The sequence below is a fragment of the Paraburkholderia sp. BR14320 genome, assembly GCF_040948665.1.
GTDB classification, from domain to species: Bacteria; Pseudomonadota; Gammaproteobacteria; order Burkholderiales; family Burkholderiaceae; genus Paraburkholderia; species Paraburkholderia youngii.
In genome coordinates this window covers 1-25,693 of record NZ_JBFPKG010000072.1, presented here as the reverse complement: position 1 = coordinate 25,693, position 25,693 = coordinate 1, and the positions used below count along the sequence as shown (strand labels likewise).

At 57.6% G+C, this 25,693-nt stretch carries 14 protein-coding genes, 6 pseudogenes and 1 other annotated feature; of the genes and pseudogenes, 12 read left to right on the top strand and 8 right to left on the bottom strand.

Going from position 1 to position 25,693, the window contains the following annotated elements; all coding sequences use genetic code 11:
- Window positions 1–125: 125 nt before the first annotated feature.
- Complete coding sequence (locus AB3X89_RS35955) at window positions 126–395, bottom strand: SDR family oxidoreductase (RefSeq protein ID WP_368587467.1); 270 nt, start codon at window positions 393–395, stop codon at window positions 126–128.
- Between the two features lie 1,304 nt (window positions 396–1,699).
- Here AB3X89_RS35955 and AB3X89_RS35950 point away from each other — a divergent pair.
- A complete protein-coding gene (locus tag AB3X89_RS35950) occupies window positions 1,700–2,212 on the top strand; it encodes a hypothetical protein (RefSeq protein ID WP_368587464.1) in 513 nt (170 codons plus the stop codon).
- 401 nt (window positions 2,213–2,613) lie between these two features.
- Window positions 2,614–3,012 (top strand): annotated as a pseudogene (locus AB3X89_RS35945) (DUF2165 family protein).
- A 503-nt stretch (window positions 3,013–3,515) separates the two neighbouring features.
- Here AB3X89_RS35945 and AB3X89_RS35940 read toward each other — a convergent pair.
- The gene (locus tag AB3X89_RS35940) at window positions 3,516–4,238 is read right to left on the bottom strand and encodes an IS6 family transposase (RefSeq protein ID WP_368587466.1); all 723 of its coding nucleotides are present in this window, start codon (window positions 4,236–4,238) and stop codon (window positions 3,516–3,518) included.
- A 72-nt stretch (window positions 4,239–4,310) separates the two neighbouring features.
- On the opposite strand from AB3X89_RS35940, the pseudogene AB3X89_RS35935 reads away from it, so the two are divergent.
- Window positions 4,311–4,658, top strand: a pseudogene (locus AB3X89_RS35935) (transposase); the annotation flags it as partial.
- A 50-nt stretch (window positions 4,659–4,708) separates the two neighbouring features.
- Here the strand turns inward: AB3X89_RS35935 and AB3X89_RS35930 are convergent.
- Both AB3X89_RS35930 and AB3X89_RS35925 read right to left on the bottom strand, forming a co-directional pair.
- A complete protein-coding gene (locus tag AB3X89_RS35930) occupies window positions 4,709–4,996 on the bottom strand; it encodes a transposase (RefSeq protein WP_368587463.1) in 288 nt (95 codons plus the stop codon).
- The gene (locus AB3X89_RS35925; RefSeq protein ID WP_368587462.1) at window positions 4,993–5,703 is read right to left on the bottom strand and encodes a transposase; all 711 of its coding nucleotides are present in this window, start codon (window positions 5,701–5,703) and stop codon (window positions 4,993–4,995) included. The genes AB3X89_RS35930 and AB3X89_RS35925 overlap by 4 nt, the downstream gene beginning before the upstream one ends.
- 186 nt (window positions 5,704–5,889) lie before the next feature.
- Between AB3X89_RS35925 and AB3X89_RS35920 the strand changes: the two genes are divergently transcribed.
- The 5 genes from AB3X89_RS35920 to AB3X89_RS35900 all read left to right on the top strand — a co-directional run bounded on the left by AB3X89_RS35920 (window position 5,890) and on the right by AB3X89_RS35900 (window position 17,334).
- Window positions 5,890–6,807: a DMT family transporter gene (locus AB3X89_RS35920; RefSeq protein ID WP_368587461.1), complete on the top strand. Its 918-nt coding sequence runs from the start codon at window positions 5,890–5,892 to the stop codon at window positions 6,805–6,807.
- Window positions 6,808–6,984: 177 nt separating this feature from the next.
- A complete protein-coding gene (locus AB3X89_RS35915; protein ID WP_026228999.1) occupies window positions 6,985–7,680 on the top strand; it encodes an iron-containing redox enzyme family protein in 696 nt (231 codons plus the stop codon).
- A gap of 10 nt (window positions 7,681–7,690) precedes the next feature.
- Complete coding sequence (locus AB3X89_RS35910) at window positions 7,691–8,923, top strand: ATP-grasp domain-containing protein (protein WP_368587460.1); 1,233 nt, start codon at window positions 7,691–7,693, stop codon at window positions 8,921–8,923.
- Window positions 8,924–8,936: 13 nt separating this feature from the next.
- Entirely contained in the window at window positions 8,937–10,256 is a 1,320-nt protein-coding gene (locus tag AB3X89_RS35905; protein ID WP_368587459.1) for an acetyl-CoA carboxylase biotin carboxylase subunit family protein, read from the top strand.
- Window positions 10,257–11,883: 1,627 nt separating this feature from the next.
- Entirely contained in the window at window positions 11,884–17,334 is a 5,451-nt protein-coding gene (locus AB3X89_RS35900; RefSeq protein WP_368587458.1) for an AAA family ATPase, read from the top strand.
- A 154-nt stretch (window positions 17,335–17,488) separates the two neighbouring features.
- Here AB3X89_RS35900 and AB3X89_RS35895 read toward each other — a convergent pair.
- A pseudogene (locus tag AB3X89_RS35895) lies at window positions 17,489–17,821 on the bottom strand (transposase); the annotation flags it as partial.
- A gap of 52 nt (window positions 17,822–17,873) precedes the next feature.
- On the opposite strand from AB3X89_RS35895, the pseudogene AB3X89_RS35890 reads away from it, so the two are divergent.
- Window positions 17,874–18,286, top strand: a pseudogene (locus tag AB3X89_RS35890) (transposase); the annotation flags it as partial.
- Window positions 18,164–18,280: a sequence feature (AL1L pseudoknot), on the top strand. (Overlaps the previous pseudogene by 117 nt.)
- Window positions 18,287–18,452: 166 nt before the next feature.
- On the opposite strand, the gene AB3X89_RS35885 reads toward AB3X89_RS35890, so the two are convergent.
- Window positions 18,453–19,259, bottom strand: a complete 807-nt coding sequence (locus tag AB3X89_RS35885; RefSeq protein WP_368587457.1) for an IS5 family transposase — start codon at window positions 19,257–19,259, stop codon at window positions 18,453–18,455.
- 157 nt (window positions 19,260–19,416) lie between these two features.
- On the opposite strand from AB3X89_RS35885, the pseudogene AB3X89_RS35880 reads away from it, so the two are divergent.
- The 3 genes and pseudogenes from AB3X89_RS35880 to AB3X89_RS35870 all read left to right on the top strand — a co-directional run.
- Window positions 19,417–19,840, top strand: a pseudogene (locus AB3X89_RS35880) (IS3 family transposase); the annotation flags it as partial.
- A 1,333-nt stretch (window positions 19,841–21,173) separates the two neighbouring features.
- Window positions 21,174–21,662: a DUF3757 domain-containing protein gene (locus AB3X89_RS35875; protein ID WP_368587456.1), complete on the top strand. Its 489-nt coding sequence runs from the start codon at window positions 21,174–21,176 to the stop codon at window positions 21,660–21,662.
- Between the two features lie 667 nt (window positions 21,663–22,329).
- The gene (locus AB3X89_RS35870) at window positions 22,330–22,899 is read left to right on the top strand and encodes a chorismate mutase (RefSeq protein WP_368587465.1); all 570 of its coding nucleotides are present in this window, start codon (window positions 22,330–22,332) and stop codon (window positions 22,897–22,899) included.
- Between the two features lie 1,042 nt (window positions 22,900–23,941).
- On the opposite strand, the gene AB3X89_RS35865 is transcribed toward AB3X89_RS35870, so the two are convergent.
- Window positions 23,942–24,568: an HD-GYP domain-containing protein gene (locus AB3X89_RS35865; RefSeq protein ID WP_368587455.1), complete on the bottom strand. Its 627-nt coding sequence runs from the start codon at window positions 24,566–24,568 to the stop codon at window positions 23,942–23,944.
- A 554-nt stretch (window positions 24,569–25,122) separates the two neighbouring features.
- Window positions 25,123–25,566 (bottom strand): annotated as a pseudogene (locus tag AB3X89_RS35860) (ATP-binding protein); the annotation flags it as partial.
- Window positions 25,567–25,693 lie beyond the last annotated feature (127 nt).

Genomic DNA, 25,693 nt, shown 5'->3' with positions numbered 1-25,693 from the left:
AATGCCGGGCTATGCGACCGGCCGCTTCTTTTTGCCATCTTTGGGTTCCTTTTGCTGGTCCCTATGACCAGCTCAGGCCCCGACCGTTCCACTTACCGACCTTGTCCGAAATTCCGGCGCCACCTCTATCTGTCCTCGCCTTTAGGAGAGACGCCAGCGTTGTTGACGAGCGCGTGTAACTGTCCATTAGGTAGCCGTCGCCTGACTTCCAAAGCGATTCGGTCGATACTATCTAGGTCCACGAGGTCTGCCTGTATGCGCGCTTCGCGCGCAGCAGGCCACTTGCAACTGTCCGAGAACGGCCGCCGGGAGACAGTGAACACCTCCCAGTTGTTCTCCTGAAAAAGCTTAACTGTGGCATGACCGATACCGCGGCTGGCGCCGGTCAGCAGCATATAACGAGTAACTTGGCCCATCTGTGCATGTCCAATTGGATAGATCGTTGCGGGCGTGCAGTTGAGCGACTGCCGCCCTGCATGGGTGAGGTATACCAACTCGCAAGCAGGCGTGCCAAACGCGCTTCATGCTTGCGAGTATCTCGCCGACTCCCTAGCCGCTCGTTGTCTTCAATCAAATGTGCTGCGGATATTCTCAGCAACATTCGAAAGTTCCTGCAGTGCAGCAATTGACCAGTTTCCACGATACGTCACCGCGGTCACGCGACATGGTTAATTGTTGTTGCGAAAACGGAGACGAGCAGTCAGTAACAAAGCAATATTGCGATTGGCGGGCAATGCGCGGCTTGGACAGCAGCCGCCTCCGTTAGCCGCGGATCTGCGGGATCGCTTCGACAAACACTGGCGTCAAGCGTCCGAGGGCCGGTCGCGTTTTGTGAGCATAGCGGACTTCCTTATGGCGAGGTGCCGCGCCACATTCGAGCAATTTGCACGCCATGAGAAAGAGACGCCCAGTCCCCGTCCCCAACGATTTCCGCCGTCGCTTTGTCGCGCTCCCGACATCCGCCCGTCTTAGATGCAACAAAATGGCCATTGCCGCCCTGCGATGGACGGCAGGCCGATAGTGAAAAATACATTGAAGCAGCGTAAAACTACCGCAGATATCCCTAAGTGGATCTGAAGCGAAGGTGCCTTGGGCACCGCGGCTTCGACCGAATTCCCCTTGCGCTCTAACTCCTTGAGTCCGAGCGACATCAAAGGCATCGTCATGTTGGCCGCTGTAGGCTGGGCTGTGTCCACAAAACAGTAGTTTTTTACAAGCTATGTTTCGACCGTGCAAAAAGAATTCCCATGCCAAAGGACATGATATTTTGTAGCCAGTGCTGATAAATTCAGTCCAAAACATCACGGGCATCGACTCGTATCGAAGGTTGCGCGAGCTGATTTGTCTTAGCGCAAGCATATCTCCAATGGACTACACTGCACTTGGGGCCCACATCTCCGGGCGACTATGCGCAGTGCTCAGTTGAGCGGTAATGACGGTTAGACATCCGTGGACGGCATCCAAGCTCACGCGCCTTCGAGATTGAACACTTGTACTTGACGCCTTTGGTAGCCAGCAGTTAAATAGCTTTGTAGAGTTGAACGATGCCACACTGTGAAGATCGAAATCGTCGAAGAAAACCGGGACCGAAAGCATACGCCATCGATGTCACATCAAGCTACAGACACATCTTTTGATCGCGATTGAGCTGATTGCATACATGGGCACTATTTCATGGAAGTCGCGAAAGGAGTCGGAAATGAACAAGGAACTGAAAATAGAACCACCGCGTCCAATCTCGCCAGCCGAGATCGCGTCCGATTGGACCGAATGGGGCCGCAGACTTTTGACCCAGAACCAATTGCCATTTTCCGGTGACGTTTCACAGTGGATATCTGCATGGGGCGAGGCGGTAGGTCAAATCGGACTATTCAATCTGAACATTACGGGCGCGAGAGATCCTGCAAAGGAACGCGCTATTATAAAGCGATACTCATACGGCCATCAGCTCGGAGAAATACTTGCTGTCTTGACACCCATGGCCGATGAATTCTATTCCACTGATCCTCATAAAAGAAGCGCTCTTTCCCCTGCCAGTCGCGATGACTATGAGAGCTTCGTCTCGATGAGAGACGGAATTCAAGAGCTCAAAAATAATAGTCCCTCAACCGTCCAGCAAATTGTAGAGGCGATCAAACGCATGAAAGAAAAGTCACCATCAACTTATCGACGCACAGTCGATGAGCTAGTCGACGAACTAAAGAGGCTCTAGCGGGGGCATGAAAGCACGTCCGTCCGCCAACTCTCCACGAACTTATCGAATTACTGACTGAATGTCGTTTTGGGGGCTGGGACTATTATTCGCCTCACAACTGCGAATGCCAGAAATGAGAACCCTTGGGGGCCGGAGAATGAATCCGTGCGCCCTCCTTCTGTCGCCCCGCCATCTTTGTGAGCGCTGTAATGAGAAGACTGGCGTGAACAATTTTCTGGATTGCCCGAACCGCCCTTAACGCGAGGCAGTGCAATCAGAACAATAGGAAGTCTGTCTGACTCAGTCCGCCTTTCCAAAGCCGCTATGGTACTCGCAATGGACCTGCTTACCTCGGTCGTGGGCATCGACAACATTACCGATTACGCCACAACTTCGCCTCCGTACGTCATGTGTTTTTAATGGATAAGACTTTTCCGGAAAACGGAATCCTCTATCGGTCAATCCGCCGGACGCAGGTCCATCATGCAGGCTAGATGACCATTATTGCGATGCAGATACTGACGGCTGCCCTGTGCTGATTGGGCGGGCTAAAGTTGATGCGTGCACCCCATGATGGCGATGCAACGTTCCTATCGGCCCGAGGGTGGGCCATTTCGGGAATTACGCTGGGTTTTCTGACGTGGCAAGTGATTTTCATGATGATCGGTGGCGAATGGTTTGGTATGTGGATGTCAAAGCAATGGTACGGTCTCCAAACCGCTTTTTACTTTTTCGTGACATTCCTCCTCGTACTCATCTACTTGGTGATGGCAGACGACGAGAACGGTCGACCGGCTACACCGCACCGAACATCCTAGGAGCCAGGCCTAAATGCAGCCGCTGTTGACCACCGTTCTAGCCCAGTACGCGCAGCGAAAAGGGGCGAGACGACGGCAGTGGGGCTGGCAATGATACGTAACCCAAGCATGTGATGGCGCGCACCGTATACGGTTTGCTTCCGGAGCACCGCCCCTAGCATCGGGCCGTGAACGGGACGATAAGTTTCTCCTTGGCGTACCAGCACCCCTGACGCTCTAGCTTGTTCTTGCACTGAGCGAATCACACATCCAGATTCCCCTAAGGGGAATCGAAACGGTTCACTTCCTCAGTCGCCTTCCGTTGCTTCCCGCGGCGACGGTCCGCATTCACTGTGCAGACTTCTACCCCACGAGCTTGTCGACTTTTTTCACGATCATGAGCTACCTCAAGTACTACTGCCCGCAGATGTGCGACTGTTGCAATTGGAACACCCGCTCGCACTACGATGGGTTCTGTCGCGACAACGATGGCAGATCAAATGAGTGAATGTACATAGGATTGCTTACATAGCCAGCAAGTAGAACTGCCCGGCAACCGTTCGGGCGACGCGATCGTCTTGCATCTGTCCCTTGCGGATCATATGCATCACTTCGATGCCAGACAGAATGATGCGGGCACAGCGAAAGTCCTTGAATCCCATCATCGGTTTGATGATGCGTTTGATCGCTCGGTGGTCCTGCTCGATGATGTTGTTCAGATACTTGTTCTGGCGGATCTTGATCGGCGTGTCGCGCCCGGCGTTGAGAGCCTCGAGCGCAGCCAGATTCGCACCGCTCTTGTCCACGGTAATCGTCTCGGGCTCGCCGTTCTGGTCAGTCGCCTTCTCAAAGTAGCGGCGCGCAGCGGCCTTGTCTCGATGGGCACGCAGCAGGAAATCGACTGTGTTGCCCTGCTTGTCGACAGCGCGGTACAAATACTTCCATTGGCCTCTGACCTTGACGTACGTCTCGTCCATCCTCCAGCTCTTGCCCACCGGGCGCTTGTGGCGGCGAAACGCCTTCTCAAACAGCGGTACGAGCTTGATAACCCAGCGGTGCACGCTCGAATGGTCGACCTCGATGCCTCGCTCTGCCATCATCTCCTCGAGATTTCGCAGGCTCAACGAGTAAGCCACATACCAGCGTACGCACAGCAGGATCACGTCCAACGGATAGTGCAGTCGCTTGAGAACTTTGCCGATGCCCGGAGGCAACGTCGCGCGTGGTGTCTTCTTCGTCTGGCCCATGCTGTTCGTCATTCAGGATCGAACGCAAATTTTAACCCGGCACCTTGGCGCGACAGAACCCAGGAGGCCGGCATGGACAAGTTTAGCGGAATCGACCTGCACTCGAATAACAGCGTGGTTGTGGTCAGCGACGAAACTGACCGTCTTCTCTACCAGCGGAGGTTACTGAACGATCCCGTCCAGATTCGAGCAGCACTGGCAGCCCACCGTGCAGATCTCGTGGGAGTGGTCATTGAAGCAACGTTCAACTGGTACTGGCTTGTGGATGAGTTGATGAGCGACGGCTACCGGGTGCATCTGGCCAACCCTGCAGCGATCCGGCAGTATGACGGCCTGAAATACAGTGGTGACTTCACCGATGCAGCCCACCTCGCGCAACTGCTTCGTCTGGGGCTTTTGCCGGAGGGGGACATCTATCCGGTGGAGGGCTTTGTTCAGCAGGGCAGAGCCGCAGTTGGTTGCAGACGCAACTAGGCATTTTTGACGCAAACAGCCTTGCCGAAACTGTTCCACAGATTCACGAGGTTCGCGATAATCACGCCCTCGCGCTGCTGCGATTCGGTTTTGCGCGTCAGTATCCGCGCGCCGATGCAACGCTTGATTCGCGAGATCTGCGCCTCGACCAGCGCGCGCTGGCCGTACCCGTATTTGTTGCGGAACGCATGGATGCCCTTGTCCTTGATGTACCGAACGAGATGGTCGTGCCAGCGCGTCGCCGGCTGATTGTGAGCGACCGCATTGGCCGGTGGGGGAATCACCGGCAGCACGCCGCAGGCTGACCACGCCTCGGTCTGCGCAATACTGTAGTCGCGCCGTCGGCGATCACGCAGTCGACGTTCGCGTCGACTGCCAGCATCGCATTCAGGCCCGCCTCGTCGGAGACGTTGTCCCCGGTGATCGCGATCTGGTGGACATTCATCTCCGGGTCGATCGACAGATGCATCTTGCGCCACGGCGTCTGGCTCGCGTCGCGCCCGTACTTTTGCCGATGCCATTCGCTGGCCCGGCCAAACTTCATGCCGCTGCTGTCGACGATCAGGCTGATGGCTTCGCCGTTGCGCAGGCGTTCGGCCACGCGAGCGCAGCGTTGTTTGACCTGAACCTCGAGCGTGCGGAACCGCTCGCTCAGAAGCCCGAAACTCGGTACCCCGATGTCGAGTCCGCGCAGCGCCCAGAATTCGTGCATGTGGCCGGTGATCTGCCGCATGCCCCAGCCTAACAGCCGGTAGAAGATGAAGATCAGTTCGAGGTACGCATCGCTGTAAGTCTGGGACTGGCCCGACACGCCCTTCTGGTAGGGCGTGTCGTTGATGAACAGCGCCTTCAGGTCGCCGTCGGGACAATACAGGCTGAGTTGCCCGCGCCGCTTCAGGCTTTCGTTGTACTCGTGCGCGTTTGTTACCGCATAGCCCGGCTTCGCTCGTTTGCGCGGTTCGCCCGTTTTCAGTCTTGCCTTGTAAGGCATGAAAGCTCGCTCGTCGGATAGATCACCGGACTCCTTCTACCCGACCCACGGCCGCCGCGCAAGCGGCCCTCTTGAACAAAGCCATCGCGAATCATCAATATGATTGATGCGCTCAAAAAAATTAACGGCTTATACAAAGCGGATATGCGCTGTTAGGATTCTCTTGACGTCACCGCGGAGCCGAGTATGAGCGAAGATTTAGATGTCGTCCAAGCAAATCGTATCGACACTAGGGTTGAGCCAGTTAAAGGCGATGCGTTTGATGCTAACGCCCCTGATTCCGAGCCGTCTTCACAACCTGTTGCCAGCGTGCTCGCGCCTGCCATGGCTATCGCGTCGATGTACAGCGTGCAGCTTGGTGCTGCATTGTCGCGACCCGTGACAATCCAATACGGTACGCTCAGCACGACTTGGCTGCGTCTTTGTTTCGCGGGCTTGATGCTCGCGATCGTGGTGCGACCGCCGCTCCATACCTACTCCCGACAGCGCTGGATCGCCGCTTTCGTCCTCGGTAGCGCCATGGCTGGCATGACACTGTGCTACTTCGAAGCCGTGCAGCGCGTGCCCCTTGGTCTCGCAGTCGCCATCAGCTTCATTGGTCCCCTCATCGTCGCGACGGCCGGCATCCGCAGATTCCGGATGCTAGTGTGGCCCATGGTGGCGATGGTCGGCGTCGTCCTAATTGCGCGGCAGGACGGCATGTGGGCCACCTCGTTAACCGCCCTGGTCTTTCCTGTTGGGGCTGCGCTCGGATGGGCAACGTACATCGTGATGATGAAACGAGTCGGCACGCTGTTCGATGGATTGGAGGGGCTCTCAATGTCGCTGATCGTCGCGGCCCTGGTCACCACGCCGTTTGGTCTTGCGCAAAGCGGTGGCCATCTGCCCGCCGCGCAATTGATTGACGCCGCGTATCTCGCGGTACTCGTGCCGCTCCTGCCCTACGTCCTCGAGATGTTCGCGCTGCGGCGCATGACGGCGTCCGCGTTCGGCATTCTGATGAGCATCGAACCCGCCATTGCTGCCGCAATCGGTTTTGTCGTCCTCGGTCAGCCTATGACGGTCTTGCAAAGCATCGGCACGTTGCTCGCAGCGCCAGCATAGCCTGCTGCCGCCAAGCATAGGCCGGCGTTGCCGGCAGGTGGATCGTCGTCTCGCACTGCATTTTCTTCCGCGTCTTCGAACGTTGCCGAGACACTAACTGCGGATGGTTCGCTTCGTCGTTGTATGTGTCGCGCTTGCGATGCTGTTTCCCTTCATGTGTTTTACTGGAGACTGAAAATGGCCCACCAAGATCGTGCCCGTTTTGAACTGGTTGCAGACTGTGAAATGCAGGCGCTCTTTTCCGCCTCGCCCGACACCGCCGCGTTTCACCGTGGCGAATGGATCGACCGCGAATACTATCGGCGGCATCTCGTCGAGACAGTGCTGCGCATCCGCCTGAATAATGAAGTCGATGCATTCGCGCTCTACAAGATCGGCTTCAAGGACAATCAACTCGCGCAGATCCTCGCGCAATACCTCGCCGAGGAATACGGCCACGAAGGGCTCTTTCTGCGCGACATCGAAAAATTCGGTCTCACGGCCGAACAGATTGACACCATTGAGCCGCTCCACTCGACTAGGAAGCTGATCAATTATCTGTATCTCAGCATCGAACGCGATGGCCCATTGCCGACGATGGCGTGGAACTGGTTCGTCGAATGGTATTCGGGCCGCTACAATAAGACGATCACCGAGGCTGCGGGTCGAGCCTTCGGGCACCACACCGTTAAGGGTTCGCTTGGCCATATCCAATACGACGAATCGCACGACCACGACGATCTGATGTGGGGCGCCGTCCAGCGCGCGATCGAAGGATGGGGTGGCATCGACAAGGCCGAAATGCATCTTCGCAACTTCATCGGCCTGGTCGGCGATTACTTCGACGAACTAAAGGCAGAAACCGGGCGCCAGTCGGACGTGGTCGTTGCATGAGGAGCGCATCGTGGCTATTGTAGTAGTGGAGCCTGTCTCATCGGGCACCGCGCTGATCGCTGCAGCGCAGCGGCTCGGGCACCCGGTACACGTGTTTTGCGCAGATACCCACATCGTGCCGCCAACGCACCTACGGACCGTGGCGTCGCTGACGAGTGTCGATACTGGCTCGGCTGATGACGTCGCTGCAGCAGTGCGGACAGTCGGGGGCATCGACGCGCTCGTTCCCGGCTTTGAGTACGCGGTCGACGTCGTCGCGCAGGCGGCCGCGCAATTGGGGTTGCCGCATCTACCGCCCGAAGCGGCCGCGCTCACACGTGACAAATACCGTAGCCGTCAACGACTCAGCATGGCCGGGCTCGCTGTACCGCGTTTCGCGCCGATCGCAAAGCGTGGCGACGTCGCCCGCGCGGCGGCGCACGTCGGATTTCCGGCCGTCGTGAAGCCGGTCGATGGTTGCGGCAGCCTACTGGTGCGCCGCGTCGATTCGCTCGCGCAGTTGCACGCGACGATAGACAGCGTTGCGCATCGATCTGTTCCGGACATGGGCCGCGAAGTTGGTCAAGCGATGATGCTTGAACAGTATCTCGACGGACCTGAGTATAGCGTGGAAGGCTACGTCGGTCCGCTCGGTCCGCGCATGCTTGCCATTACCGAAAAGATCCTCGGGCCCGAGCCCTACTTCGTCGAAATGGGACATGTGGTCGACGCTACGCTCGACGACCGCGACCGAGCTCGGCTGAGCGCGTATGTCGAAACGGTGGCGAGAGAGATCGGCCTGACGCTGGGCGTGTTTCATGCGGAAGTGCGCATGACGCGCGACGGTCCGACGCTGATCGAAATCGCCGCGCGGCTCGGCGGCGACCGGATCTACCGGCTCGTTGAGCTAGCTAAGTCAATCTCGCTACCGGAAGTCATGCTCCGTAGCTATCTCGGGGAATGGGACCCGGCCCCGGGATACTGCCACGGGCGGGGCACCCGGGTAAGCGGCGTCCGGTTTCTCGCACCCGAGGCAGCCGGGCCGTTCGTCGGTGTCAGCGGGCTTGACGAAGTGCGTGCGCAGCCTGGCTTCCAAGAAGCGGAAATCTATCCGCGCGCCGGCGACTGGGTATCGCCGCCGACCGACTTCCGTGGCCGGGTCGGCCACGTGCCATTTACAGCGCCCGATCGCCCCACGCTCGAACGCCGACTGAACGGCGCGCAATGCGCGCTCGAAATGGGTTTGACATTCAAGGTCCATTAAAGGACGAGTCGCGATGACGTATGCCCCCTTCCCCCGCCGTACCCGAAGTGTCGTAATGAATCGCTGGTCCGACGATTTTGCCGCCTATCACCGATACATCGATCACGACGCGCACGACGTTGCCTATCTGTGCACACCGGAAGGCGCGAAAGCTCTCGAAGCGACGCGCATCTCGCACATCGAGATCCTCCCGGACTTCAACGATATACACAGGCTGCGCGTGGCGTTCGACGCATGCCGTACTAGGCTGAACGGCGTCGACCGACTGATCGCGCTGTCCGAATTCGACTTGCTCGCCGCGGCACAGCTGCGGGAAACTTTCGACGTCCCGGGCGACCGGCCCGCCACCGCAGCACGCTTTCGCGACAAGACGGCGATGAAGCGCGTCGTCAGTGCGGCCGGTCTGCGCGTGCCGCAGTTCGTCGAATTGAACGATCGGGAGGACGCGCTCGCCACTGTCGCCGGATTGCGGCATCCGCTTATCGTCAAGCCGCGAACCGGCGCGGCAAGCATCGGTGTCCACCGGGTCGATTCGGTGGAACAGTTCGGTGCGCTCCTGCCCCGACTTACGGGCACTTCGTACGAATGTGAGGAGTTCATCGAAGGGCCGATCTATCACGTTGACGGTATCGTCTCGAGCGGCAAGCCGTTGCTGATCCGGGCGTCGCGCTACCTTAACTCATGTCTTGACTTCGCCAATGGCAAACCGCTCGGGTCGATAATGTTGCAGCCTGGACCGTCGAACGACGAACTACTCGCGTTCGCGCAAACGAGTCTCCGCGCTCTATCGCTGGTGGACGGCGCCTTTCATCTCGAAGTGATCCGTGGCTCCGACGGCCTGTATTTCCTTGAGATTGGCGCGCGCGTAGGCGGCGGCGAAATTCCGTTCCTGTTCCGCGATCTCTTCGGCATTGACATCTTCAGCCTGTGGGTCCGTCAGCAGCTCAACTACGGGACGCCGCTCGCATCCGAGGCAGGCGTGGGTGCAGCGGCCCGCTCCACCGAGCTAGGAGGGTTTCTGCTGCTCCCCGAGGCGACCGGCAGCCGCCTCTTGCGAGCCGTTGTCCCGGACGGTATCGCACCGCTGTATGCGGCCATTACGCCGAAGGCAAATCATGTCTTCGACGGCAAGGGCGGCTACGACAAGATCCTCGGCCGGTTTCGCTACCGCGGTCGATCGGAAGATGAGATTGATGCAGCGATCGCCGCGACCTTGGAGCGCTTCCAGTACGAGCTCGGCGATATCGATGCCCCTAGCCGCCCCGCTTGGCCGCGCGGGCATTGGCATGATGGCTATCCGTTGCCCGAAAATGCGCCATCACGCTGCCGATGAGGCGCTCGTTGGAAGGAGAGAATGAACGCGACGAAATCGCTTTACCACGGCCAGCGGTTCCCTGCTGTTATGATCAGCTACGCTGTTGACGGACACTTCTCGTTCGGAGCGAGGCGGCGTACTCAGGTACGGAACCAACGATTCGTTGCTGGCATGCCAAGTCCGGCTATCGATTGGCTCGGTGTGCTAGGGCGGTTCGGTAGAAACCTCGCAGCACTAGGCATTTAGAAGTGGTGTTTGTGACGCCGCGCGACGAGACGTAAGTGGTGGGGAAACTGCTCGATGAGCAGGACACGCAAACCCGGCGTGCTGGAGCAAAGCGTCGCCGACCAATCGCGCAGCTATCCCGCGGCAAGTGGGAATTCCTAGACTCCCTAGGGCTAAGCATATTTTTATCAAAACGGCTGCACGCGTAATCTGCCGACCCGTAACCGCGAACGTCAGATGTTCCCTTTCGAGATACGCGTCGCACACAATCGCTAAGCCCCTTTCGTCAGCGCTTGGTGCTGCAGACACGGAGGAACGCGGCCTGTTATTTCGCCATAGTCAAACAGCGCATCGGCACATGGTACGGCTGTACGTTCCGGGAGCAATCAAAACAATCATATAGTAAGCATTGCTACTGTTCACACAGGGAGTGCAGATGGGCACCAACCTGACAGCGCCAGGTTTGCCGCAGCGCTCGATAAGAACGCGCGTCGCCTTAAATTGGTGGAACGTCGATTCCGCCTGAGTGAATTGCAGGTGCATGACGGGACTGATTGCGTCATCGACATACACACCAACGGCGTGCACGCTGGACCGCGGTCCTCGAGCTAGCGGTGATCCCGCCATCAATCTGGATGAACTCGCCCACGCGCTCCTATCGTGTGCGTGACTGGTAGACCGTCGGCGGATGCAGTCGACGCAGGATCCACAGGCCTTCGCTCGTCATTCGATATGACCCCTTTCGTCGCCCTGCGGACTCTGAGATACCCGTGGCTTCTCCAACGCTAGGGGCCGGCCCAAAATCGGCGTATCAACCGCGGATAATCGTGAGCACGATCGGAACAAGGCATCTCGACAGCGTCTCGCTGCGCGAGATTTGTGTCCGGAAACCAGTCCACGGCCCAAATTCCGAGCCGCACAACAAGCCGGCGAATCTGCCGCGCCGTCAGTTCCGGCCGTTGCGCGGAACGTTAGCGGTTTCAGCTTGCTATCCACCACGACGTTCAAAATGGTATGGAATTGTCCAGCGGGCGCATCGCGACCGTTCGCTCTGTTGCTGCAGCCATCAAAGCTCCCTGGAACTGGACCTCCGACGGGCTACACGCTTGCGGTGAACGCCGGTTTTCCATTGGCAAAACCCAGACGTTCCCGGTGTAGTCAAGACCTCACTGAGCCTTCTCGGCGGTTTCATCATATGTTAGAACCCTTGCCCGGACAGCCAGTGGTTCAGATACTTTTGCTAGGATTTCCATAAACCATACAAAGGTGCGATGCAAGTGGCCATTGCGGGCGTCGCGGCGCTCTTGTGCGGCAATTACCCTATGGTTCTAACGCGGAGCCGTAGGCACTTTAGACAGACGAATTGGGCTGCGTCCTTTGATACGATCGGGGGCTGAACTTGACTAGTGAATGACGGCAGATGAACGATCCACATGGCTCTGACACAGGCTTCAGTGTCCACATCCTTTGGGAGGATGCAGAGCGCACTTTCTGTCGCGTCCGGTCCCCGAGCGGCAGCGATAGCGTCCTGACTCTCCGGACCACCGAGGAACATCCCTCGATTGCCCTTCTCGAGCGCCTTGCTCACGAATTCGCGCTGAAAGAACAACTGAATGGTACGTGGGCGGTGCACCCGATAAGGCTGGTACGCGAAGATGAACGGATGGCACTGGTTTTCGAGGATCCGGGCGGCGAACCACTTGAGCGACTGGTGGGCGCGCCTCTCGGGGTGGAACGTGTTTTGTGCCTCGCCGTCGGAATTGCCGGGGCGCTTGAGAAGCTCCACCGGAGTGGGTTCGTTCACAAGGATTTCAAGCCTGCTCATGTGCTAGTTGACTGCACGGACAGCCGGCCGCGGCTCACAGGATTTGGGATCGCTTCACGACTGCCGCGCGAGCGGCAATTTCCACAGCCACCCGAAACGATTGCCGGCACCCTACCCTTCATGGCGCCCGAACAGACTGGGCGGACGAACCGCTCGATCGACTCTCGCAGCGACCTCTACGCGTTCGGAGTTACGCTTTATCAAATGCTCACGGGGTCCCTACCGTTCACTGCTGCGGATCCGATGGAATGGGTACATTGCCATGTTGCGCGTAAGCCGGTGCCTCCGATAGCACGGGTAGACACGGTCCCCCTTCCCGTCTCAGAGCTTGTCATGAAGCTGCTCGCCAAGACGCCCGAGGAACGGTATCAGACGGCGGCTGGCGTCGAGCGGGATCTGAGGCATTGCCTGACCGAATGGCAGCGTCAACGCCACATCGATCCCTTTGTGCTGGGCGAATACGACATGACCGACCGCCTCCTGATCCCTGAGAAACTCTACGGGAGGCAGAGGGAGGTGGATGCATTGACCACTGCGTTCGATCGCGTAGTGAGGACTGGCATCCCTGAACTCGTGCTCGTCTCCGGGTATTCGGGTATCGGCAAATCCGCAATCGTCCATGAACTGCATAAGGCACTCGTACCATCGCGCGGGCTGTTCGCGTCGGGCAAGTTCGACCAATACAAGCGCGACATACCCTATGCGACGCTCGTTCAAGCTTTTCAGGGCCTGATCAGGCCGCTACTCGGCGAGCCTGACGCGGAACTCGCAACCTGGCGCGAGACGTTGATCGGGGCACTCGGTCCTAACGCGCGACTCGTGACCGATCTGATCCCTGCGCTCAGGCTGATCATCGGCGATCCCCCGCCCGTCCCAGAGCTCGAGCCAAATCAGGCGCGCCGCCGTTTTGAAGTCGTCTTCCAGCGCTTTATCGGCGTCTTTGCGCGACGTGAACATCCGTTGGCACTATTTCTTGACGATCTGCAATGGCTCGACGCCGCGACGCTCGACTTGCTCGACGGGCTCCTTGCGCGCTCGGATCTGCAGCATCTGATGGTAATCGGCGCCTATCGCAGCAATGAGGTAACTCCCGGACATCCGCTGCTGCACAAGCTTCAGACGTTAAGGGCTGCCGGCGCAAGGCTCGATGAAATTGTTCTCGCGCCTCTTGCTTGTGAACACGTGGAGCAACTGATTGTCGAAGCGCTTCACTGTGAGCCGGGACGTGCGGCACCGCTTGCGCACCTCGTGCATGAGAAGACGGCGGGCAATCCGTTTTTCGTCATCCAGTTTTTGCGCGAGCTTGCCGATAGCGATCTGCTGAGCTTTGCCCATGACACGGCCTGTTGGAGCTGGGACCTGCCCCGCATCCACCGGAAAGAGTACACCGACAATGTAGTCGACCTAATGGTGGTAAAGCTAGTGCGCCTACCGGCGTCAACGCAACGCGCCGTGCAACAGCTTGCCTGTCTCGGCAACACCGCCTCCTATATGATGCTGCCTAAAGTTCTGGGCGTCTCGGAGCAGGAAATTCGGGCGCTGCTGAAGCCGGCACTCGCGCAGGAGTTGGTGGAGCAACTAGAAGACGCCTACGGGTTCGTGCACGACCGGGTGCAGGAAGCCGCCTATTCGCTGATTCCCAAAGAGTTACGTGCTCACACGCATCTGCGTATTGGACGGTTACTCGCGGCGCAAACTCCCGCTAGCAAACGGGAAGAGGCGATCTTCGATATCGTCAGTCAGCTTAACCGAGGCGCGGCGCTGGTGAGATCCAGGCAGGAACGCCAACAACTGGCTGCCTTTAACCTGATCGCCGGCAAGAGAGCCAAGGCGTCGACAGCCTATGCGTCGGCGCTCACCTATCTCACTGCCGGCGCTCAACTCCTCCAGGACGATTGCTGGGGACGTAGGCACGAACTGGTCTTTCCGCTCCAGTTGAACCTGGCAGAATGCGAGTTCCTCACCGGGCGGCTAACCGATGCCGAAGAGCGGCTGGCGATGCTGTCAAACCGCGCGACGAACACGGTCGATCAGGCGAGCGTCGCGTGTCTGCGAATGGATGTTTACCTGACTCTCGATCGAAGCGATCTGGCGGTCGAGGTGTGCCTCGATCACCTCCGTCAACTCGGCATCGACTGGCCGGCACACCCACATGAAAGCAACGTACGGGGGGAGTACGAAAACATACGGTTGCGGCTTGCGGGCCGGGCTATCGAGGCACTCATCGATATGCCGTTGATGTCGGACCCAGCGTCGCTCGCAATTACTGACGTGCTTAGCAAGCTCCTGAGACCAGCCTGGTTTTTTGACGCGAATCTGGCTTCTCTCGCTATATGCAAAGTGATCAGCTTGAGTCTGGAGTGCGGGAACTGCGACGCCTCGTGCTTCGCGTATGTCATGTTCCCGCGGATCGCTGGGCCACGCTTTGGCGATTACCACGCTGGAGTCCAGTTCGGTCAGCTCGGCTTCGATCTGGTCGAGCGACGCGGACTCAAACGCTTCGAGGCAGTCACCTATCTTTGCTACGCGCTGTATGTTGTGCGCTGGACGAAACACGTGCGCTTCAGCAGCGAAGTGCTGCGCCGTGCGTTCGAAGCAGCGGGCCGGACCGGGGACCTTCCGTCTGGCGCCTATACCTGCTGCCATATCGTTTCGGACCGACTTTTCGGCGGTGACCCTCTAAGCGATGTCGAACTCGAAACTGAACAGGGCCTCGCGTTTTCCAGGAAGGCACGTTTCGGCCTGGTCGTCGATAACCTCACCACGCAACTCGCATTGATCCGGATGCTCCGCGGCGTCACACTGAAATTCGGCCACTTCGACTATGACGAATTCAACGAGCTTCGTACAGAGGAGCACCTGTCCGGCAACCCCGCGCTCGCGACGGCCGCGTGCTGGTACTGGATCCGGAAACTGCAGGGACGATTCTTTTCAGGCGACTATGTGGCCGCCATGAACGCGGCATCGATCGCGCAAGAGCAACTTTGGAGCTCGTCGCCGCACCTGGAGGAATGCGAGTACCATTTTTACGCCGCTCTCACAAGGGCCGCGCATTTCGACCGGGTGCCGGCCGAGGAGCGACAGGAGCACCTCCACAGCATCGCCGCGCATTGTCGGCAATTGGAGATCTGGGCGAACAACTGTCCGGCGAATTTCGGCAATCGGGTTTCACTGGTAAGCGCCGAGATGGCGCGCCTGGAAGGCCGTGATCTCGAGGCGATGCGACTCTACGAAGCGGCCATTCATCTTGCGCGCGCAAACGACCTCATACACAATGAAGCGCTTGCCAATGAACTCGCATCCGCGTTCTACGCGGCGCGGGGGTATGAGAAGATTGCCCGTGTCTATTTGCAGGACGCACGACGGGCTTATCGACGCTGGGGGGCAGAAGGCAAGGTGCGTCAACTCGACGAACTGTACCCAGGTCTCAGGGCCGACGAGCGAGCGCCTGACTCAGGCAGCACTATCGGGGCGCCTCTCGAACACCTTGACCTTGCTACCGTCATAAGGGTGTCGCAGGCTGTTTCCGGAGAGGTTTTCCTCGACAGACTGATTGAGACGATCATGCGTACCGCTATCGAGCAGGCGGGAGCCGAGCGTGGATTACTGATACTTTCGCATACAGGAGAACAGCGGCTCGCAGCGGAAGCATGGACGGACAGCGACAAGGCATGCGTCCAATTGCGTGATGCACCCGTGAGCGCGACCATGATTCCCGAGCCTGTTCTCTACGATGTATTGCGCACAGGCGAAAGTGTCATTCTCGATGATGCTGCGGCCGATCCCAGGTTCGCGACAGATCCTCATATCCGGCAGTATCTGACTCGTTCCGTCTTATGCCTGCCATTAATGAATCAAGCGAAGCTGATCGGGGCCCTGTACCTCGAAAACAATCTGATCACCCGCGCCTTCAGATCGACCCGGATTGCACTGCTGCGGCTGCTCGCGTCGCAGGCGGCGACTGCGCTGGAGAACACCCGCCTGTACCGCGACCTGCAGGAACGGGAGGCCAGGATTCGCCGCCTCGTCGACGCCAATATCATTGGCATCATCGTCTGGAATGCCGCCGGCGACATTCTCGAAGCCAACGACGCTTTTCTTCGCATGGTGGGATATGAGCGAGAGGATCTTGCGTCAGGATGCCTCCGCTGGAGGGATCTCACGCCAACTGACTGGCAGGAAAGCAGCGAACGGGCTTTGGCCCAAATCAGAAACGACGGTGACGTTCAACCCGAGGAAAAAGAATACATGCGGAAGGATGGCAGTCGTATACCGGTCATGGTCGGCCGCGCTGCTTTCGACTGTAGCGGGAAGGAAGGCGTTGCTTTTGTAGTTGATCTCACGGAGCGCAAGGAAGCTGAGCACCGCTTGCGTGAGTCCTACGAGATGCTGCGTGAACTTGCCTCACATCGCGAGACGGCTCGCGAGGATGAACGCAAGCACATTGCGCGGGAAATGCACGACGAACTCGGGCAACACCTTACCGCGCTTCGCCTGAGGGCGTCGATATTGCGCATGAGGCTTGGCGCGGATCACCCGGATCTGGTCGAGCATACGCAGGCGCTCGTTTCACTTGTGGATGTAACGATGCAGGTGGTCAGAGGCGTTATCGCGTCGCTGCGCCCCGCAGCGCTTGATTCCGGTATTGCAGCAGCGCTCGAGTGGCTCGTGGCCGATTTCAACCGCAACGGCCGGACGGTCTGTCATCTCAACTTGCAGGACGAGAATATCGCCGTAAGCGAGGATCGCGCTATCGTGCTGTTTCGCATCGTTCAAGAGGCACTGACTAATGTCACCCGACACGCTGCGGCCAGAAGAGTAATCATCGCATTAGAGCGAACCCCCGATGCTTGCCTTCTCGAAGTGCACGACGACGGTTGCGGATTCGATGTTTTTGCAACGAGAAAGAGGTCATTCGGACTGGCAGGGATGGAAGAGCGTGTTCTGATGCTGGGCGGTGCGATCGACGTTATCAGCTCGCCGGGAGCCGGCACCATGATCAAGGTGCGACTTCCTGACAAGTGGGCGATCGAGAATAGCCGTTAAAGTCACACACGTAACGCCTGCGCTCGCTCGGCGTGCTGAACCGAAGGTCCGGAATCCTTGCGCGCCGTAGATCCGGAATTCGCCGTTCCGAGATCGGTCGGAAAAAGTGGAAGCCAACGGTAAGGGGCCAGCAAACCCGTCTTGACGAATTGAGCTAAGCGACCGCAACTGTCGGCTGCCAGCGATGAGGCAGCAATGTTGCGACGTCGCTGGCCCTGTGGGTCGGCAATCGCGTGAGGACGTCCTTCAGATAGGCGTGCGGTTCGTGCCCATTGAGTTGTGCTGAGCGCAACAGGCTCATGATGGCGGCAGCGCGTTGGCCCGCTCGGAGTGAGCCGGCGAACAGCCAGTTGGCCCTGCCGATAGCCCACGGACGTATTTGGTTTTCGACCCAGTTGTTGTCTATGGGCACATGTCCGTCGTCGAGATAGCGCGTCAGCGCTTCCCAGCGTTTAAGGCTGTAATCCAGCGCTTTCGCAATCGCTGAACTGAACCGCCCCGGGATTTCCGGAGGCTCCACTTCTTGAGAAAATGGAGCTATGGAAAACACGAAGAAGAAGTGCCCAAGGTACTCGCCTGAAGTTCGTGAGCGGGCTGTGCGAATGGTTCTGGAACATCAAGGCGATCACGACTCGCAATGGAAAGTCATCGCGTCGATCGCGGCGAAGTTTGGCTGCTCGGGCGAGACACTGCGCAGCTGGGTGCGCAAGGAAGAGCGGAATCGGGGTTTGCGCCCGGGCACAAGCACGCAGGAGCAGGATCGGCTCAAGGAGCTGGAGAGGGAGAACCGTGAGCTGCGCCAGGTTAATGAAATCCTGCGCAAGGCGTCGGCGTATTTCGCACAGGCGGAGCTCGACCGCCGACCGAAGTGATGATCATGTTCATCGATGATCAACGGCACGTCTACGGGGTCGAGCCGATCTGCAGGGTACTGCCAATCGCGCCGTCGACGACTCTGGTGTGTAATTCGGTCGGCCCTTGCGGTTCGATGATCGCGCATTCCGTGTGTCCAAAGTAGTCCCCATCACTTGAAGTAACGGACCTCACTTTGGACACCGGCTTCAGCTCTGTCCATGCGGCCACGGAATGACGCTTACTGTCCACCTATTTAGAAGGTGTTATGCACTTTTGTTAAGGGCTGCAAAGTGGACGAGCATAAGGACGGAGAACACGACGAAATGCAGACCAGCCAAGGTTTCGGGCAATCGCTCGTAGTCTCTGGCCAGTCGCCGGAAGCGGTTGAGCCAGCCGAAAGTGCGCTCCACCACCCAACGACGCGGCAACAGTACAAAGCCTTTTTTTGCCTCCGGCAACCTGACTACGTGAAGCTCGATGCCTTCATCGCGCGCGGCCTGTGCAGGCTCTTCGCCGGTGTAGCCCTGGTCAGCGAACGCGATTCTCACGGTGTGCCCCGTGACCTGCTGGACCTGCCTCGCCAGTTCTCCGACCTGTGCACGCTCCTGTTCGTTGGCCGGCGTCACATGCACCGCAAGCAGTTGTCCCAATGTATCCACCGCCATGTGCACCTTGCTGCCTTTCTTGCGCTTGTACCCGTCGTAATCCGCGCGTGGACCGCTCTCGCACGTCGACTGCAGCGTGCGGCCATCCAGGATGACTGCACTGGGCTGCCCCCGGCGATCCTGCGCCACCCGGATAATCGAACGCAGATCATTGACCATGGCCTCGAAACAGCTTGCCTGAATCCAGCGCTGCGTCTGCTCGTAGACCGCCTCCCACGGCGGGAAGTCATTGGGCAGCAGACGCCACGGTGCGCCCGCGCGGACAATCCAGCGCAAGGCGTTGAACATCTCGCGCAATTCGTAGCGACGCTGAGGCGCCTCCTGGTTCATCAATGTCAGGTACGGAGCGGCAAAGTACCACTCTTCATCCGATACATCCGTTGGGTAAGGTCTGCGCTTTTTCATTCCGCCAGGGTACCAGGTCTGGCCGAAAGTTCATAACACCTTCTAAGTGCACACGATGCTCCCAAGACCTTCAACGCTACTCAAGACGGGATGGCCGGGCGCTTACAGCCAACGTTTCGTCATACCGAGAAGCGGGGGCGGGGGCATGACTGTATTTGCCGGCCTGAAGGAACTGTACAGTGGTGAAATTGTCGGCTAGGCGGTAAGGGAACGGATGACGACAAATTTGGTCATGTCGACACTGTTTCGCGCTGTCGTGACCCGCCGGCCTGGTTCACCATAGCGATCGAGGATGGCACCAGCGCCGCTCGCCTATCAAACACTCATCGGCCACCTTGACATACACGCGTTGCTGAGCCGCCGTGGCAACCGCTACAACAACGCCCCGATCGAATCCGTCGGGCAACGCCGAAGAATGAACTGGTCTAGCATTAATGTTTTGCCACGTGCGAGCAGGCACGTTTGGCGATCACCGAATACATCGAAATCCTCTACAACCGGCAACGCCCGCAGGCGCTGCTGACTACCAATCGCCTGTCGCGTTCACACGACGCTTTTATCTGAATCAAATCACTGCTTAACCTGTTGGCCTTCGCCAATTCCGTCTGATCCAGTATCGCACGCATCGCGAAGCCATGGCCGACTTGTTCAAATACCTTGATATGTTCTATAACCGCCAGTCGTCGTCATTCACGGCGTGGCTTTCACCAACTCAGCTCATGCAGGACTGGCCTGCGCGGCTAACGGACTAACTCGGGGGCCTCTAGAAGGCGAAAAACCGGGCGCATGAAATGGGTCAACCGCTCCCTAATTTCGATAGAAGCACTTCACAATTGCGGCGGGCGTGCGGAACACTTCCGCCGCGGGTTCCTTGCCCGCAATCAGTGATCTGGCCAAGACAAACAGCGGAATGGGAAGCCAGTTCCACCAGTGCACCTTCCCCTCGGACATCGGCCAATGCTACGTTTGATACTACGCCGCTGATGATTGCGCGAGTTCCTTTTGTCATCGCCTAGGTTCTCGGCCGACATTGTGCCAAGCCCAAAGACCGGCCACATTACTCCGTCGCCTGACTCCTCGGACCATCTATCGGGCCGGTCCCACAGTAGTAGGGATAACTCTCGGTAGGGTCTTTCTGGTTTGTGTATATGCATACATCGCTCGCTGCGACCGCAAAGGCCTGCGCCACCACACCCATTAGAACCGCGGACAGAAGGCCACCAAAAAGCACTCTCTTCATCTTTTCCATATACATTCCTTTGTTAACATGCCGTAAATTATGTGACTCGTCCACTGGGCGCCGCAATCGCGTACCTTACGAAATTGTCTGAGCAACTGCAAGAAAAAAAGCATCAAGTATATTGATACCAACGCACGATCGTCGCTGGGGACCGTGCTGCCAGGTCGAGAGGTGGTCTCGGGCACGACGCGGGCAAAGAGCCCACGACTTCCGGTTACTTTTTGATGCCATTTTCATTTCTTCGCATTCCTGCCAACAGACTGTTGCCGTTCACCGACGGGCAAGTGCCGCGTGCCAGCACGGTCCTGGTTCATGCACCTGTCGCGATCCCGCCGCCCTGGTAAGTGTTCATACTGTCCGCAGACTATTGCGGGTGGCCTGTTTCGCGCTGAATGCCATTTAGTGTGCGTCGGATCATCTTCGTCATTTCCTCGTGTCCGCTGAATGCGTTATCGCCGCCTCCTTGTTGCTACGAGAAACATGGGCTCGACATACTATCAACGATATTTTATCAGGCATAAGTTACTTTTACTTTTCATCATCCGCGTCATTAATGTATAAACATGATTTTGGTTTTTATGGTCATCGTGGACTATAGGTCATCAAAAGGCGAAATTGGCTGCCACCTATAGTTGGCATAATAGAATGTGTTGAGTGCTCAGCCAGAGGATCAGATGCTTGAACTTACCGTTTTGCAAAGTGGAGAAACGAAACCGATGATGAGAAGTTTACTTGTTGTTGCCCTTGCGCTCGGCGCATCGTATTGCGCTGCTGCTGAAACGTACGAAAGCTGCCCGATGCCTGCCGACATCAAGATTGCGCGGGGTGTGTACACGGCAACAACCAATGATAACGAGGGTGAATGGATTGGTACTTCGAGAGGGCCGGGCGACGGTAATATCAAGGAATTTACTTCTGCCATGTTTTTCCCGCCGCAACTTGATAATGACGGTTCTGTGCGATCGCCGTTAGTCCGGTGCTCCTACGAACTTGCCCAAGGCGGCCATTTGGATCTACGGTTCGACCCTAGGCCGCCGGTACCTGGTCTAAGGGTCGATGTAGGTTTATGGCGCCGGAAATCCGGACCTTACGATCTCGACTACTATGAATGCACTGAGCGGGCCGCTTGGCGTTGTAGGTTCGAGGTCGTTCGGCGGCCCTGACCTGAGCAATCGTAAGCGTACGATTTCTCTCGCCTCGCTTTTGCGTTCAGCAAGATCCGCGATTTCGTCCACAACACCGACTTGCGGGCGCAATGAGGCCCGGTCGAAAAGAATGTGAGCCAACGTTTCGTAATACCGAGAAGCGGAGGTATGGATGAATCGAATTTCAAAAGCGGTCTATACGAAGGAGCTCCGCGACAAGCGGTCAAGCTGACCTTGATTGAACGTGTTGGGATATCGGAAGATTTCTGACGATTGTCGGCTCCACTGAAAACGGATGCAAACTGGGGGCGCTCGGCGAAGCATGTAAGCTCAAGGACGTCGGACGACAAACTCCCGGAGCTTGCCGGCTTAAGTTCGAGAATGGGGGGCGCGGAATCTGAGGTTTTGCTTGCTGATCATGTTGACAACTGTCTGGACCGTGAGAGTTTTGATGATTACGTTAAATTCTCCGGCGCTCTGGAAAATGGAAAATTCTTGTCGAGTGGGCGTCGAAAATTAGCGTTGACCAATGTCTTGGCTCAGACCATGTCCTAACTATCCGGATTTGAGGTCCAATGAAGTGCGAACTGCAGAGCGACTGTAGCGATGGACGTCGTATCGGAGCGCTTCGCCGCAGGCGAGAATGAACCAATAGGGAGTAGTAGTTTTGAAACTGAAGAAGAACATGAGGCGTGTTTGCACTCGGAATGCCGTGACACTCGCACTAGCCGTATGGCTCGTGACAGGCTGCTCTGCCGGGGCACAGCAGGATGCGTTCGTGCCGCTCGTGCGCAGCATGGCAGATCGCCTCAACACCGCGGACCAGGTCGCTCTGAACAAGTGGGACACGGGCCAAGCCGTCTATGACCCTCAGCGAGAAGCGCAAGTCATTGCAAATGCGGTGGCGATGGCGTCTGAGTACGGACTAACCACGGAGGATGTGACAAACATTTTCTCGGACCAAATTGAAGCTAACAAAGAAATTCAGTACGAGCTGCTCAGCAACTGGATGCGTCAGGGCAATGCTCCCGCAACGCCTCGCCAGAGCTTGCCGGGCGTTGTTCGACCCATTCTGGATAAGCTGCAGGCCAATATCATGCTGAATTTGAAGGGCGTGGCGCCTCTTCGCAGCAATACAGATTGCCAGACACAGGTTGCAACAGCAGTGGGACGCGTCGCCCAACAAACGTCGCTTGATGCCCTACATCTCGCGGCCCTCGACCGTGCGGTCGCGCGGATATGTGTCAAGTTTTGACTTTCCGGGGGGGCTAAAGACATGCAAGGAAGCTTCCTGAAGGCGGACATATCGGAACTCGGTTGCGCAAATGGCGGCGTCGCGCATTTGAGATGGAGAGGATCCCCTGCGCTGGGGCACCAGCATTGTTTCAATGTCGAAGCGTGCCCTGACGACGTGCGCAACGTTCTTTGGGGACTATCCGTGAGTAGAGTGGCGACGAAACCATTGCCGACGCGATGCTTTACCGTCTCATGTGGCGTCATCACTGGATCACGCACAGGTGGACCACTTAGAAAACATCCCCAAAACCCCAACGTCCTGGAGCCCGAACTCGATCTCAACTGCGGAAAAACCTACAATCGACATCGCGCAATGCCAGACCCGCCGAGTCGGTCACGATTCCAAATCGGCGATCAAGTTCGCTGAAGTACGCATCATCCTATAATACGCCGTGTTCGGCTCATCAACCTTCTACGCTGAGATAGGAAGCATGGACGACCAAACAGCGCGAAATGTACTCAGACAGGCTGATGGCTGGATCGACTGGAATGACGTCCGGAACGCGCCGGACTGGCGGCAAGGAAAGATTGTGCTGGACGGTAGATTTAGTGCAGACGAGCTTCGGCGAAACACTCGCTAGCAATAGTTGAGATCCCTGACCTCGCGCTTCTATCCGGGCCGTGATCCCCGTTACTATCTTCCCACCTCGATATTTGTGGCTTTGGCCTGCTAGGCCCCGCATGATTCGTCCCCCAGTGACCTGCTCCCAACGAGTAGAGCTAACCGGAACCTAGTAAAGTTCGTTTCGGAGAAGAAGACGAACATGAAGAAGCGCTTTACGGAAGGACAACTCATCGGTTTTCTGAAGGAAGCCGATGCCGGTGTGCCAGTCAAAGAGCTGAGCGAGAAGCAGGGGTTCAGGTCATGCATCGTTCTACACTTGGCATGCGAGAGGAGAGGAACTCATTTGGTGAAGGATCAGTTGCCCTTGGCGAGTTCGAGTGAATCGGGAAGGGTGCGCTTCGGTTCCGTGGCCCCCTCCCTCCTCTTCTAGATCCATCTATTTCTGACGAACGGCAGAAACGACCGAAAGGAAGAGGTGCACCATACGAGGGTCGAACTGCGAGCCTGCACCATCAACAATCGCCCGTATCGCCTGACTTCTGGGGATAGCGCGCTTGTAGACTCGCGCATACCGGATGGCGTCGTAGGCATCAGCGACTGAGACGAGACGCGCTGCCATCGGAATCGATTCGCCTCGAAGGCCGCTAGGATAGCCAGTTCCGTCCCATCTTTCGTGATGACACAGGGCCACCTCCCTGAGGAGACCAGCCAAATCGGATTGCGGAAAGCCGGAAGCTACCTGGTCAATCAGCTTCGCACCTAGTGCCGCGTGAGCCTTCGCCGCTGAGTATTCCGCTTTGTCAAGCGCACTCGGTTTGCCAAGGATTCGTGCCGATACAGCGGCTTTGCCTATGTCGTGAAAAAGCGCAGCAACTGACAGGCGCTTCGCCAAAATTTCGCAGGCGGTGTCCGTGTTCCAGCCCATCCCGCTCATCTTGCTCGTCATCCTACCCGCGAGTGCCGCGACGCGCTTGCTGTGATTGACTGTCTGCCGGATGACCACAGAATTGAGTTTGTAATCTAGGGACCCATTCACTTCGATAAAGCGCTGCAACGCGGCCAAGCGCAACCGCCGGGTAAGAGACGATCCGGGTTCCATCGGTCCATCTCGCTTAAGCGGTCGATGCTCAAACGTATTCGCGCGGCATCTTGGTCGCTCCCATTCCTCATTGGTTAGCTCATGAAAATGCATTCAAATCACCAAACGGTTTGATCGAACCATTAGACTTACGACGATCGTTTCGTGCGCGATCTGTTCCTTTCCCCAATACACGCAACTTCCCTCCAATTCGACAGACCGCTCCCTTTCAGAGGAGCCCCTGAGAACTCGTCGCCAACTTGTTGCCAGTTCCAGCGCGAGCTGAGGCCATGAACTGATTCGACACGGCGGATGATAAAGGTAAGTCCCGCAAACTCAAATCGACAAGAGGGCAAAGTGTGCGATGCGTCAAGGTATTCTTGCATTGACCATGGCGAGGCTTTTTCGATTTCCGGAGATGACGTCTCACAAGACACCTCTTGAGGGCCGAATCTCAGGGACCCGGACGGTCAGTTGAAACTCCCCCAGTTGTGGTCGCGTAAAATCCCCCACCGGGTGAAGCAGGACGAGGTCGAGTTTTAGTCCTCTTTCGTTTTCTGCGCAAGGGCCTCAGCGGCTTCCTTGAGCCGGTAGCTGCGGCCGTTGAACTCGAGCTGGTGGCAGTGATGCATGAGGCGATCCAGGATCGTGGTGCTCATTGTGTTGTCGCCCAGGTACGCGCCCCAATCTTGTACCACGCGATTGGATGTGACGATGATGCTCCGGCGCAGTTTGTAGCGCTGATGGACCAGCGTCTGCAATAGCGCGCCGGCCTCGTCAGGAATCGAGCGCGCCAGGAACAGGTCGTCCAGCACGAGCAGGTCCGCGTCGAGTATCGCGCGCAGCCGCGTCTGCCGCTGTTCGGGTGCGCTGAGCGCGTAGCGGTTAAAGAAGTCGTCAGTTTCGAGATACTGCACCTTGTGACCCTGGAGGATTGCCTGGTATGCGACGGCTTTGGCAACGTGTGACTTCCCGGTGCCAGGTGTTGCCTTTCGCCGTAAAGGAGCCGGGTGTTTTCGGCGTAATGGCGCCAGCGACAGGCGCCTGATTCGGGGCTCGAACGGGTATCAAGAATCCTTGTTTTTACCTCCTCTCGCAAGTGCTGATTTG